At 64.8% G+C, this 13,379-nt stretch carries 11 protein-coding genes; 8 read left to right on the forward strand and 3 right to left on the reverse strand.

All coding sequences use genetic code 11. The annotated features are described in order from the left end of the window. The first annotated feature begins 42 nt into the window (after nt 1–42). From hemB to KYK29_RS12060, 4 genes are all read left to right on the forward strand, one after another. Nucleotides 43–1,059 (forward strand): porphobilinogen synthase, encoded by a 1,017-nt coding sequence (hemB, locus tag KYK29_RS12045; RefSeq protein ID WP_254691135.1) that lies wholly within the window; start codon nt 43–45, stop codon nt 1,057–1,059. Between the two features lie 68 nt (nt 1,060–1,127). Continuing rightward, nucleotides 1,128–1,595 carry an RDD family protein gene (locus KYK29_RS12050; protein WP_254691136.1) on the forward strand — a complete coding sequence of 156 codons (468 nt, stop codon included), beginning with the start codon at nt 1,128–1,130 and terminating at the stop codon, nt 1,593–1,595. Between the two features lie 94 nt (nt 1,596–1,689). Further along, nucleotides 1,690–2,442 carry an arginyltransferase gene (locus KYK29_RS12055; RefSeq protein ID WP_254691137.1) on the forward strand — a complete coding sequence of 251 codons (753 nt, stop codon included), beginning with the start codon at nt 1,690–1,692 and terminating at the stop codon, nt 2,440–2,442. Nucleotides 2,443–2,483: 41 nt separating this feature from the next. Continuing rightward, nucleotides 2,484–3,398, forward strand: a complete 915-nt coding sequence (locus KYK29_RS12060; RefSeq protein ID WP_254691138.1) for a DMT family transporter — start codon at nt 2,484–2,486, stop codon at nt 3,396–3,398. Between the two features lie 114 nt (nt 3,399–3,512). Here KYK29_RS12060 and parC read toward each other — a convergent pair whose 3' ends face one another. Then, on the reverse strand, nt 3,513–5,765 hold the full coding sequence (gene parC / locus KYK29_RS12065) for a DNA topoisomerase IV subunit A (protein ID WP_254691139.1): 2,253 nt from the start codon (nt 5,763–5,765) through the stop codon (nt 3,513–3,515). A 208-nt stretch (nt 5,766–5,973) separates the two neighbouring features. Here parC and KYK29_RS12070 point away from each other — a divergent pair, with 208 nt between their 5' ends. The 3 genes from KYK29_RS12070 to KYK29_RS12080 all read left to right on the forward strand — a co-directional run bounded on the left by KYK29_RS12070 (nt 5,974) and on the right by KYK29_RS12080 (nt 9,723). Then, nucleotides 5,974–7,170 (forward strand): aq_1923 C-terminal domain, encoded by a 1,197-nt coding sequence (locus tag KYK29_RS12070; RefSeq protein WP_254691140.1) that lies wholly within the window; start codon nt 5,974–5,976, stop codon nt 7,168–7,170. Between the two features lie 125 nt (nt 7,171–7,295). Then, the gene (locus KYK29_RS12075; protein ID WP_254691141.1) at nt 7,296–8,708 is read left to right on the forward strand and encodes a cytochrome P450; all 1,413 of its coding nucleotides are present in this window, start codon (nt 7,296–7,298) and stop codon (nt 8,706–8,708) included. 10 nt (nt 8,709–8,718) lie between these two features. Next, nucleotides 8,719–9,723, forward strand: coding sequence for a lysophospholipid acyltransferase family protein (locus tag KYK29_RS12080; RefSeq protein ID WP_254691142.1), 1,005 nt, complete (start codon nt 8,719–8,721; stop codon nt 9,721–9,723). Nucleotides 9,724–9,745: 22 nt separating this feature from the next. On the opposite strand, the gene KYK29_RS12085 is transcribed toward KYK29_RS12080, so the two are convergent. Both KYK29_RS12085 and aspS read right to left on the reverse strand, forming a co-directional pair. Then, nucleotides 9,746–10,072: a DUF1236 domain-containing protein gene (locus tag KYK29_RS12085; RefSeq protein WP_254691143.1), complete on the reverse strand. Its 327-nt coding sequence runs from the start codon at nt 10,070–10,072 to the stop codon at nt 9,746–9,748. Between the two features lie 80 nt (nt 10,073–10,152). Further along, nucleotides 10,153–11,943: an aspartate--tRNA ligase gene (gene aspS, locus KYK29_RS12090; RefSeq protein WP_254691144.1), complete on the reverse strand. Its 1,791-nt coding sequence runs from the start codon at nt 11,941–11,943 to the stop codon at nt 10,153–10,155. Between the two features lie 258 nt (nt 11,944–12,201). Between aspS and KYK29_RS12095 the strand changes: the two genes are divergently transcribed. Then, a complete protein-coding gene (locus KYK29_RS12095; protein ID WP_254691145.1) occupies nt 12,202–13,347 on the forward strand; it encodes a glycosyltransferase in 1,146 nt (381 codons plus the stop codon). Nucleotides 13,348–13,379 lie beyond the last annotated feature (32 nt).

A 13,379-nucleotide genomic window follows, 5' to 3' on the forward strand; every position in this document is an offset into this window, starting at 1 on the left:
CGTGATAATAGGCGCCTACCGACAGCGCAAGGAAGACGCCTCATGACCGCCCGCACGAATATCGTCGATGAAATTACCGGCCATCGCCGCATGCGCCGCAACCGCAAGGCCGACTGGACGCGACGGCTGGTGCAGGAAAACCGCCTGACGGTCGACGATCTCATCTGGCCGGTCTTCATCGTTCCCGGCTCGAATATCGTCGAGCCCGTCTCCGCCATGCCGGGCGTCGACCGCATGAGCGTCGACAAGCTGGTGGAGGCGGCACGGCAGGCCGCCGATCTCGGCATTCCGGCCATCGCCACCTTCCCCAACGTCGATATCGGGCTGCGCGATGAAACCGGCTCCCACAGCCTTGCCGCGGACAACCTGATCAATGCGGCGACCCGCGCCGTCAAGAAGGCGGTTCCCGGCATCGGCGTCATCACCGACGTCGCGCTCGACCCCTTCACGAGCCACGGCCACGACGGGATCCTGCGCGGCGGCGAGATCGTCAACGACGAGACGGTCGAGCAGGTGGCGCGCGCCGCCGTCATCCAGGCCGATGCGGGCTCGGACATCATCGCGCCCTCGGAGATGATGGACGGCCGGATCGGCGCGATCCGCCGCGCCCTCGACGCCGCCGGCCACCAGAATGTCGGTATCATGTCCTATGCGACGAAATTCGCCTCGGCCTTCTATGGCCCCTATCGCGACGCGATCGGGACCGGCGGCCTGCTGAAGGGCGACAAGAAGACCTATTACATCGATCCCGCCAACGGCACCGAGTCGGTGCGCGAGGCGGCGCTCGACGTGGAGGAAGGCGCCGACATGCTCATGGTCAAGCCGGGGCTGCCCTATCTCGACATCTGTTGGCGCATCAAGGAAGCCTTCGGCCTGCCGGTCTTCGCCTATCAGGTCTCCGGCGAATATGCCCAGATCAAGGCCGCCGCCCTAAACGGCTGGATCGACGGCGAGAACGTGATGATGGAAACGCTGCTCTCCTTCAAGCGCGCCGGCTGCGACGGCATCCTCACCTATTTCGCGATGGACGCCGCGCGACGGCTCGCCCGCGACGGCTGAGATCCGGCCGTTGTTTTTCATCGCGCCGTTCCCATATCAAGGCCATGAACCACACGGGAGACCGCTCGATGAATGCTGATTTCAACGATACGACGCGGATTCCGTCCACGGACTGGCGCGCCTATCGCGGCGTGCTTTCGCGGCGGATCTTCGCCTTCCTGATCGACTATGCGATCATCGCCCTGCTCTGGATCCCGGCGGCTGTCGTGGTGTTCTTCCTCGGCATCCTGACGCTCGGCCTCGGCTTCTTCCTCTATCCGGCGCTCTTCGCCATCGTCGCCATGGCCTATTTCGGGCTGACCATGGGCGGGCCGAGCCAGGCGAGCGTGGGGATGAATGTCATGGGATTGAAGCTGGCGCGGGTCGACGGCCGGCCGATCGACATCCTGACGGCGGTCGTGCATCTCGTGCTCTTCTGGATCGGCAACGCGCTGCTGACGCCGTTCATCGTGCTCATCGGCCTTTTCACCGATCGCGGGCGCCTGCTGCACGACCTGCTGCTCGGCACCGTCATGATGCGGCGCGACGTCTTATGAGCGGACGGGCGTCGCACCCGATTGACCTTTACGCGAAGTCCGCCGATTCTAGGTGAATGCGAAACGGCAAACCGATGGAGTCGCCCGACGCCCGATGAATACGCAGGTATCCCCCTCACCCCAATTCTATCTTACCGCTCCTGCGGCCTGCCCCTATCTGCCGCAGGAGATGGAGCGGAAGGTCTTCACCCATCTCGTCGGCGAGCGCGCGCCGGAACTGAACGACCTTCTGACGCAAGGCGGCTTCCGGCGGTCCCAGAACATCGCCTACCGGCCGGCCTGCGAGACCTGCCGCGCCTGCATCTCGGTGCGCATCCTCGTCAACGAGTTCGAGGCGAGCCGCTCCATGCGCCGCGTGCTTGCGGCCAACGCCGATCTGATCTCCAGCGAGTATCCGGCCGAGCCGTCGAGCGAGCAATATTCGCTCTTCCGCCGCTATCTCGACGCCCGCCACCAGAAGGGCGGCATGTCGGACATGTCCGTTCTCGATTATGCCATGATGGTGGAAGACACCCACGTCCAGACGAAGGTCATCGAATATCGCCTGCGGGAGGAAGGGGCCGGCCTCAAGGACCGGCCGCAGGGCGAACTGCTCGCCGTCGCGCTGACCGACCGGATGGGCGACGGCCTGTCGATGGTCTATTCCTTCTACGATCCGGACAAGACCGGCCGCTCGTTCGGCACCTTCATGATTCTCGACCACATCCGCCGCGCCCGGGCGCTCGGCCTGCCGCATGTCTATCTCGGCTATTGGGTCAAGGGATCGCGCAAGATGGACTATAAAACAAAGTTTTTGCCGCAGGAGCACCTGATGCCGCGCGGCTGGGAACGCTATAAGGCGGAATAGTCCAAACCGCCCGCAAGGCATGATTCGAGTAAGCGCTCCCCGTGTCCAGGACAATCAATCCGGCCCTTCATCGCAAAGGCCTCCTCATCACCGCCATCGGCGGGCTCTCGCTCTCCTTCGACATTCCGCTCGTGCGCTCCGCCGACGGCGAGGTCTGGTCGGTGCTCGCCGTACGCTGCTTCTCGACCTTCGCCGTGGCCATCCTCGCCTGGGGCGTGCTGCGCTTCGCACTCGGCAAGCGCATCGCGCTCATTCCCGGCTGGACGGGCCTGCTGATCGGCCTGTGCTACGGCGGAAACTCGCTGGCCTTCATGCTGGCGGTCTTCAATACGGCGACCGCCAATGTCGTCTTCATCTACGCCTTCACCTCGATGTTCGCGGCGTTGCTCTCCTGGATATTCCTGCGCGAACGCCCCTCCAATGCAACGCTGGTCACCATGCTGGTCATGGTCGGCGGCATCGGCCTCATCGTTCATGACGGCCTGCAAAGCGGGAACTTCTTCGGCGACGCCATGGCGGTCTGCGCGGCCTTCATGGTCGCCTGCGCCATCACCATGAGCCGGGCCCACGGCGGCGACCTCGGTCTCGTGCCGCTGGCCACATCCGTCGTTCCCGGCATCGCCGCGCTCCTGCTGTTGCCGGCAGGCGGCCTTGCGATCGCCAATCCGGGCTTCATCCTCTTCGACGGCCTCATCATGATCCCGCTGGCCTTCTGGTGTCTGGCGACGGGACCGCGCTACCTCTCGGCGCCCGAAGTCGGCATGTTCTATCTGCTGGAGACCGTGCTGGCGCCCATCTGGGTGTGGATCGTCTTTTTCGAAACGCCGACCGTCCAGACCCTCGTCGGCGGAACCATCCTGATCCTCGCGCTGCTCGGCCATTCGCTCTGGCAGATGCGCTCGAAGGCGCGCGCCGCCCGCGCCGATGTGGCGGCGGAGTTCCCCTTCTCCGGATAAGAGCATTTCCAGCAAAAGTGCGAAGCGGTTTTGCGACCCGAAATGCGGCTCAGACAAAGAGAGTGAGCGGCCCTGGCGATTTCGTGGACACCGGAGCCGCGCTAGGTTCCGCCGTTATCCGCCGAACTTGCCGCTGCGCGGGAATCCCTTCGGCACGGTGCGGCCGGCGCTGGCCCGGTCGCCGATCCATTCGGCCAGTTCGGCCTCGCTGCGCACGAAGGTGCGGCCGGCGCTGTCGTCCCACGAAAGCCCTTCGCTCATGGCGAAGCAGCGGATGTCGGAGACACCGCCATCCTTATAGCGTTGCAGGCGAACGCCCTTGCCGCGCGTCATTTCCGGAAGCTGCGACAGGGCGAAGATCAATAGCTTGCGGTTCTCGCCGACGATGGCGACATGATCGCCGCGCACGGGAACCACCAGCTTGGCCTCGTCGGGCATGGAGACGTTCATCACCTGCTTGCCCTTGCGCGTATTGGCGACCATGTCGGTCTCGGCGACGACGAAGCCGTTGCCGGACTGCGAGACGATCACGAACTTCTGCGCCGGATCGTGCGGGAAGGCGGTGAGCACATCCTGATCGTTCTCCATGTCGACCATGAGACGCAGCGGCTCGCCGTGGCCGCGCCCGCCCGGCAGCTTGTCGGCGCCGAGCGTATAGACCTTGCCGCCGGTGGTGACGATGAGGACCCGGTCCGTCGTCTGCGCGGGGAACGCCACCTTGAGCCCGTCTCCCTCCTTGAACTGGAGGCCGGAGGTATCGGACATATGGCCCTTCAGCGCGCGCACCCAGCCTTTTTCCGAGATGACCACCGTCACCGGTTCCTTCTCGATCATCGCCTGCTGGATGGCCTCCATGTCGGCCTCGGGCGCGGAGGCGAACTGGGTGCGGCGGCGACCGATCTCGGTGGCCTTGGCGAACTTCTTGCGCACTTCGCCGATTTCCCAGGCGACGGTCTTCCACTGCTGCTCGTCCGACGCCAGCAGCCCCTCGATTTCCGCTTTTTCCTTCGTCAGATTGTCGAATTCGGTGCGGATCTCGAATTCTTCCAGCTTGCGCAGTGAACGCAGGCGCATGTTGAGGATCGCCTCGGCCTGCACATCGGTCAGCGAAAAGGTCCGCATCAGGGTCGGTTTCGGTTCATCCTCTTCACGGATGATCCGGATCACCTCATCGAGGTTGAGATAGGCGACGAGATAGCCGCCGAGAATTTCCAGCCGCCGCTCGATGGCCGCCAGCCGGTGGCGCGACCGGCGCTGGAGGACCTCGCGCCGGTGGTCGAGCCACTCGACCAGAACGTCCTTCAGCCCCATGACGCGCGGCACGCGACCCATGGAGAGCACGTTCATATTGAGCGGGAAGCGGCTTTCCAGATCGGAGAGCTTGAACAGCGATTCCATCAGGATCGTCGGATCGACGGTGCGGCTTTTCGGGACCAGAACGAGGCGGACGTCCTCCGCCGATTCGTCACGCACATCCTCCAGAAGCGGCAGCTTGCGGGCCAGCAGCAGTTCGGCGATCTTCTCGATCAGCCGCGCCTTCTGCACCTGATAGGGAATTTCGGTGACGACGATCTGATAGCCGCCGCGCCCGAGATCCTCCGTCTCCCATTTCGCCCGGATGCGGAAACCACCCCGCCCCGTCCTGTAGGCGTCGATGATGCTCTCGCGGTCGTCGATGATGACGCCGCCGGTCGGCAGGTCCGGCCCCTGCACGAATTCGACGAGCTTTTCCACATCCGCGTCGGGATGGCGGATGAGATGCAGGGCCGCGTCGCAGATCTCGTGGACGTTGTGGGAGGGGATCGATGTCGCCATGCCGACGGCGATGCCGGAGGAGCCGTTCGCCAGCAGGTTCGGGAAGGCTCCCGGCAGGACGACGGGTTCCTCGTCTTCCTCGTTGTAGGTCGGGCGGAAATCCACCGCGTCCTGATCGATGCCTTCGAGCAGCAGCGAGGCGACCTCGGTCATCCGCGCTTCGGTGTAGCGATAGGCGGCCGCATTGTCGCCATCGATATTGCCGAAATTGCCCTGACCGTCGACGATCGGATAGCGCTGGGAGAAATCCTGCGCCAGCCGCACCAGCGCATCGTAGACGGACTGGTCGCCGTGGGGGTGGAATTTACCGATCACGTCGCCGACGATGCGGGCGCATTTCTTGAAGGAGGAATTCGAGCGAAGGCCCATCTCGCTCATCGCATGGATGATCCGGCGATGAACCGGCTTCAGTCCGTCGCGAACGTCCGGCAGGGCGCGTTGGGTGATGGTCGACAAGGCATAAGCAAGATAGCGCTCTTCCAGCGCCGCCTTGAGGTCGATCGGCTGAATGTGGTCGTCTCCGCCATCAGGCGGCAAGCTATTCTGTCCCATGGGCCTTGACTAACCTTTCAGCCGATTCGCGGCAAGAAATCCGCGCAAGGCGGCTGTGGAAAGAAAGCGCCGCGACAGGCTTGTCCTCTTTCACGCCTCACAAAGCCGGTGAAATCCATTGCGCGAGCGAATATAGTCGCCTCGCCGCCCGTCCCGGGAGCCGTAACGGCAAGGCACGTCGCCAGGACCAATGAGAAAGATACAGACCATGATCCGAACCTCCCGCTTCCGCTCCCTTTCCGCCGGCGTCGCGCTGGCCTTCCTGGCCGGCCCGGCCTTCGCCCTCGACGGGGCGGACCTGATGACCAAGCTGAATGCCGCCTATGCGACGAGCGGCGTCACCATCGGCTATTCCGACGTCAGGGTCGACGGCTCCACGGTCACCCTGGAAGGGGCCGAACTGAAGACGACCGGCGCCGAAAGCCCTGCGAAGATCGGCACCGTCGCCATGAAGGGCGTCGAGGAGGACGGCACGGGCGGCTACAGGATCGAGACGGTCTCCTTCGACGACATCGACCTCACCGCGGAAGGAACGACATTCAGGGCGAGCGATCTTGCGCTTTCCGGCGTCACCATTCCGTCCGATGCCGAGGCTGCCGCCGGCACGCTCGATTCGGTATTGATGTACGAATCCGCCAGCGCCGGGCCGATTTCGGTCGCCAAGGGCGGCAAGGAGCTGTTTTCGATGTCGGGCGCGAAAGCCGATATCGCCCGCATGGACAATGACGCCGGCCTGACGTTCGACGCCGTGGCACGCGACCTCAAGGCAGACCTCACGGAGGTCGAGGACCCGCAGACCAGGGCCGCGCTCGACACGATGGGGATCCGCTCGCTGAATGGCGAAATCACCATGTCGGGAAGCTGGGAACTGGCCAGCGGCAAATTCTCCTTCGATGAATACGCTATCGATTTCGTCGATCTCGGCCGCCTCGATCTTTCGCTGGAGTTTTCCGGCTACACGCTCGAATTCCTGAAGGGCATGCAGGACGCGCTGAAAGCCGTGGAGAATAACGACGACAAGGATCAGGCCAATGCGGCGCTCGGCATGTCGATGATGGGGCTGATCCAGCAACTCACCTTCAACAGCGCTTCCATCTCCTTCAACGACGCGTCGCTCACCCGCAAGCTGCTCGACTACGCCGGCTCGCAGCAGGGCGTCAGCGGAGACCAGATGGCCCAGTCGCTGAAGGGCCTCGTGCCGATCATGATCGCGCAGCTCAACCTGCCCGAATTGCAGAACCAGATTTCCGAGGCCGTCACCACCTATCTCGACGACCCGAAGAGCCTGACGATCAGCGCCCGGCCGGCAAAGCCCGTTCCCTTCCCGATGATCATGGGCGCGGCGATGGGCGCGCCGAACACCATCCCGCAGGTTCTCGGCGTCACCGTTTCCGCAAACGACTGAACGCCACCCACCCGCCGCCGGCGAAATCCGCGGCGGGCGGGGGCCCTCGCCGCAGCGCGGACGGCCGGTTGACAGTACGCCGGCGGTCGCTAAACCTGAAGACGCAACGAGGCGGGCCGATACCCATGCTTTCATCATGGCTGCAACAACCGGTGAAGATCCGGGAAGTCATCTCGGACGACATCTTCGAACCGGCGCATGCCGAATATTACGACGGGCCGCCCGGCAAGCCGCTGCGGCTCCTGTTGCAGGCCCGCAGCGATTTCCTGTCCATCTGGCGGGCCTCCGACTATGCCGAGAAGGTCTCGCAGATCCGCATCCTCGGGCGTCAGGTCGTTCTGGTCAATTCGCCGGAGCTGATCCGGCAGGTGGTGGTGAAACGGCAGGAGAATTTCGAGCGCAAGAGCCCGCAGATGCGCCGTGCGCTCGAATATCTGCTCGGCGACGGCCTGTTCATTTCCGATGGCGAGACATGGCGGCAGCGGCGGGCGCTGGTGGCCGATATCGTGCATATGAACCGCGTGCCGGCCTTCGGCCCGATCATGGAGAAGACGGCGGGCGAACTGGTCGAGCGCTGGAGCCGCATGCCGGCCGGCACGACGCTCAACGCCCTGCACGAAATGGCGGGCCTGACGGCGGAAATCATCGCCCGCAGCGTCTTCGGCAACCAGCTCGGCGAGGACAGCGCCAACGCCGTCACCGATAGTTTCACCAGCTACCAATCGCTGATCGATTCCATCAACCTCGGCTATTTTCTCGGTTTCGACGAGGGCCTGCCCGTTTGGCGCACGCCGTCGCTGCGCCGTTCGGTGAAACGGCTGCACGGCATCATCGACACCGTGGTGGAGGATCACCTCGCCGGCCGCGGCGATCACAATTCCATGGTCGAGCTGCTGATTCGCAGGCAGCAACGCAATCCCGAGCTGAAGCTCGACGTCGTCGCCCTGCGCAACGAGGCGGCGACGATCTTCATGGCCGGCCACGAGACGACCGCGGCAACGCTCACCTGGGCCTGGTATCTGCTTTCCCGCGCACCGCAGGTCGAACGGCAGGTGCATGCGGAACTCGACCGCACCTGCGGCGACCGCGCGCCGACCATCGACGACGTGCCGAAGCTCGAATGGTGCAAGGCGGTGATCGAGGAGACCCTGCGCCTCTATCCTCCGGTGCCGATCCTCGCCCGGCAGAACCGCAAGGCCGACACGATCGGCGACGTCGATATCGCGCCGGCCTCGCTGATCCTCATCGTCCCCTGGCTATTGCACCGCACGCCGAGCCTCTTCGAAGCGCCGCACGAATTCCGGCCGCAACGCTTCATGGCCGGCCGGCGGCCGACCCCCTATAGCTATATCCCCTTCGCCAGCGGGCCGCGCGTCTGCCCGGGCCTGCATTTCGGCCTCACGGAGGCGATCCTGTGCCTGGCGGTGATTGCCCAGCGGTTCCGCGTCAAGGTGCCGGAAGCCCACAAGGTCGAGCCGATGTGCCGCCTGACGCTGCGCCCGCGCGGCGGCCTGCCGATAACGATCGAACCACGCTGAGGAGAGGCTGGTGACCGAGGATCGTGTAAAATCACCCTCCCCCGGACGTCGCCGGGCCTGGGTCTATGCCGGCCGCGACCGGCCAGGCCTGCGTGACCTCTTTTCAGGCGGGACGCGGCGCAAGGCCTTCGTGAATTACTGGCTGCGCGACAATATCGGGAACGCTCTCGATCTTCTCGGTCATTTTTCGCTCAAGCTCCTGCCGATGGACATGTGCTCGGCTTTCGGCGCCCGGCTCGGCGTCTTCGCCATCCCGCGTTTTTACCCCAAGGCCGAAAGGCGCGCGCGCGCCACCATCGCCGAACTCTGCCCGCATCTGAGCGAGGCGGCGCGCGAGGCGCTGTTGATCGAAAACTGCAAGGCCCAGGGGCGGCTGATGACCGAATTTTCGGTCGTCAACCGGATTGCCAGGCATCCAGACCGCCTGTCGCTCCACGGACTGGAGATCATCGAGCAGGCGATAGCCGAAGGTCCGACGATCATCGTCGGCCTTCATCTCGGCAACTGGGAAATCGGGCCGATCATCCTGAAACGCATCGGCGTTTCGCCGCATTCCTTCTACGTGCCGCCACATGGCCGGGCCAAGGAATGGATCGCCGAGCGCGTGCGCCGCAAGGCGGGCCTGCAATTCCTGCCGCCCGGCCTGCATGGCATACGGCCGGCCGTCAAAGCCCTGCGGGAAGGCGAGGCCGTCAGCATCTTTTGCGACGAAGGTTTCGGCACTGTCATTCGCGGGCCGTTCTTCGGACGGCCGGCGCATATGGAAGGCAATATCGCGCTTGCCGTCCGTCTCGCCCGCATGACCGGCGCCACCATCTGCCCTTGGTATAATATCCGCACCGAGGGGTTCCGCTTCGAAGCCCATGCGCTTCCCGCGATCAAGCTGCCGCCGGAAACCACGCCGGGCGAGCGCGCGCTGGCGGACATGCTGCTGCTCAATTCGGTGATCGAGCCGGTCGTCCGGGCGCATCTCGACCAGTGGTATTTCCTGGACAACTCCCTCCGGCCTTCGTGAAGCGGTTACAGGGCGTCGCGCCCTATTCGACGATCTGGACGATCGCGCGGGTCTGCGGATCGACGATCACCCGCTGTTCGTTGACCACGGTGTAGGCATAGTCGTCGTAACCGTCGATCCGGTGGATCTCGACGATTTCGGGAAGCGGTTCGCCAACGACGACATCCCCTTCGTAGACGACCGAAGGCACCCGCTGCTCCAGCACGTAGAGACGGACGGCTCCGGGCACCACGACCGTGGACCCGGTGACCATCGGATCGGCTGGCTCGATGATGACCCCTTCCTGGGCCAGTGCGGATGCCGACAGCGTCAAGGCCGCGGCCGCTGTAGCGATGCATAGCTTGCGCATGATGGTTCTCCTCTGCTTGAAGTGTCGGAAACGGTCAAGCAGAGGAAGGGTTCCGTCGCGCGCCGGACGGCTGCGCCCGCTCAGTCCTTTTTCGGGGACGGAATGACGCGCAAGGCCAGTTCGCGCAGCTGCGTCGGCGTGGCCGGGCTCGGCGCGCCCATCAGCAGGTCCTGCGCCTGCTGGTTCATCGGGAACAGCGAGATTTCGCGAAGGTTCTTCTCGCCGACGAGCAGCATGACGACGCGGTCGATGCCGAAGGCGCAGCCGCCATGCGGAGGCGCGCCATACTGGAAGGCGCGATAGAGACCGCCGAACCGTTCCTCGACATCCGCCTGGCTGAGGCCGACCTTCTCGAAGGCCTTGACCATCAGCTCCGGCGACTGGTTACGGATCGAACCGGAGGCGATCTCGAAGCCGTTGCAAACGGCATCGTACTGATACGCCTTGATGGCAAGCGGATCGTCGCCCGCCAGAGCCTCCATCCCGCCCTGCGGCATGGAGAAGGGGTTATGGGCGAAATCGACCTTCTTCTCGTCCTCGTTCCACTCGTAGAAGGGGAAATCGACGATCCAGCAGAGTTCGAAACGGTCGCGGTCGACGAGGTTCAGTTCCTCGCCGGCGCGCGCGCGGGCCTCGCCGGCAAACCTATGGAATTTCGCCGGATCGCCGGCGACGAAGAAGCAGGCGTCGCCGTCGTCGAGGCCGAGCTGGGTGCGGATGGCGTCCGTGCGCTCCTCGCCGATGTTCTTGGCGAGCGGGCCTGCGCCTTCGAGCTTCTCGGCTTCCTTGCGCCAGAAGATATAGCCGAGCCCGGGCTGGCCCTGGCTCTGCGCCCAGGCGTTCATGCGGTCGCAGAAGGCGCGCGATCCGCCGGTCTTCGCCGGAATGGCCCAGACCTGAACCTTGGGGTTCGAGGCGATCATATTGGCGAAGACCTTGAAGCCGGAACCGGCGAAATGCTCGGTGACCGCCTCCATGACGATCGGGTTGCGCAGGTCCGGCTTGTCGGTGCCGTATTTACGGATCGCCTCGTCATAGGGAATGCGCGGCCAGGCCTTCGTCACCGGCTTGCCTTCGGAAAATTCCTCGAAGACGGCCGTCATCATCGGCTCCATGGTCTGCCAGATGTCTTCCTGGGTGACGAAGCTCATTTCGACGTCGAGCTGGTAGAATTCGCCCGGCAGGCGATCAGCCCGCGGATCTTCGTCGCGGAAGCAGGGCGCGATCTGGAAATACCGGTCGAAGCCGGCGACCATGAGAAGCTGCTTGTACTGTTGCGGCGCCTGCGGCAGGGCGAAGAACGTGCCTTCGTGGATGCGCGAGGGAACGAGGAAGTCGCGCGCGCCCTCGGGAGAGGAAGCCGTGAGGATCGGCGTGGCGTATTCGGCAAAACCCGCCTCCCCCATGCCCTTGCGCATGGCCGAGATGATCTGCGTGCGCTTGACGATATTGCGGTGCAGCGTCTCGCGGCGAAGATCGAGGAAGCGGTATTTTAGCCGCACGTCCTCGGGATAGTCCGGCTCGCCGAAGACCGGCAGCGGCAGCTCCTTCGCCGCCGACAGGACCTCGATCTCCTGCGCGTAAAGCTCGACCTCGCCGGTCGGCATGGTCTTGTTGACGGTGTCTTCCGTACGCGCCTTGACGTGGCCGTCGACGCGGATCACCCACTCGCCGCGAACCGTTTCAGCCAGTTTGAACGCCGGCGAATCCGGATCGGCCACGACCTGCGTGACGCCGTAGTGATCGCGCAGGTCGATGAAGAGCACGCCGCCATGGTCGCGGACGCGGTGGACCCAGCCCGAGAGGCGGACGGTCTGGCCGACATCGGACTTGCGGAGGGCGGCGCAGGTGTGGCTGCGGTAGCGATGCATCGTCTCATTCCTGAAATGCTGATGGCCGCGCCGGGATAACCCGCGCGGCAACGTCGCGAAAATTCGCGCGGAAAAGCGCATGGACCGGCAGATTTGTCAAGGCTTCGACGCCTTTCGGCAGGAGCAGCGCGGTTTTCCGCCGATGCCGGCCGCCGGCCTGTCATCCGCGTGTCACCGGGCGGTGATGTTGCTTACGCGAAGAAACAGGGCGTCGCCGGTGGCGAATCGGCAGGCGATGTCCAAGCGGAGGTGTGATGCATGCAAACGGCCCTGGCTCTCGTTGCGGGTGCGCTCGTCGCGGCCAATCTTATCAGTATCCTGCTTGCCGGCCGGCGCATCGCCGCGCGCCGCAGCAAGGCTCCGCCGCTTGCCGCCACGCCGCCCGTTTCCATCATCGTGCCGGCGCGCGGCGTCGAGGCCTTCACGCCGGAAACGGTCCGCCATGCCCTGCGGATCGACTGGCCGGACTACGAACTGATTTTCTGTGTCGCCGATACGGACGATCCGATCATTGCGGAAATCGAGAAGGCCGCGGCTCTCCACCCGGAAATCCCGGTTCGGATCCTGACCGGCGATGACCGCATCAGCGCCAATCCCAAACTCAACAACTGCGTCAAGGGCTGGCGGGCCGCCCGGCACGACTGGGTCGTGCTTGCCGATTCCAACGTGCTGATGCCGCCCGATTATATCCGGTCGCTTCTATCCGCATGGCGGCACGACAGCGGCCTCGTCTGCTCGATGCCCATCGGCGCGCGGCCCGAGGGCTTCTGGGCGGAACTGGAATGCATGTTCCTCAACACCCATCAGGCGCGCTGGCAATATGCCGGCGAAGCCGTCGGCCAGGGGTTCGCGCAGGGCAAGACCATGCTCTGGCACAAACCGCTGCTCAATGCCCATGGCGGTATCCAGGCGCTGAGCGCGGAGATCGCCGAGGACGCGGCCGCCACCAAGCTCGTCAACCGGATCGGACGCAAGGTGCACCTCGTCGCCCTGCCCTTCGAGCAGCCGCTCGGCCGCCGCAAGGCGCAGGACGTATGGGCGCGCCAGTGCCGCTGGGCGCGGCTGCGCCGCGTCACTTTCCCCGCCCTCTTCGTTCCGGAAATCCTGCTCGGCGCGCTTCCGCCGGCGCTGACCGCCACGGCGGTCGCCCTCATCGGGGGCGTCGGACCGCTCCCCCTCGTCGGCGGCGTGCTTGCCGGGATCTATCTGCCGGAAATCGCGCTCGCGGCGGCCAAGGGCTGGCGTCTTTCCCTCTGGTCCCTGCCGGCGATGATCGTCCGGGACATGATGATGCCGGCGATCTGGATCCGGGCCTGGAGCGGCGCGAGCCTCGCCTGGCGCGGCAACCGGATGACCATCGGCACGGACGCCTGCGAACTGGAAGAGGCGCCTGCGCTGCGATAGACGCCGGGCGGCGGGAATTTCGACGCCGACCC

Origin of the sequence: Shinella daejeonensis, from assembly GCF_024281235.1 — a bacterium.
Classification (GTDB): domain Bacteria; phylum Pseudomonadota; class Alphaproteobacteria; order Rhizobiales; family Rhizobiaceae; genus Shinella; species Shinella daejeonensis.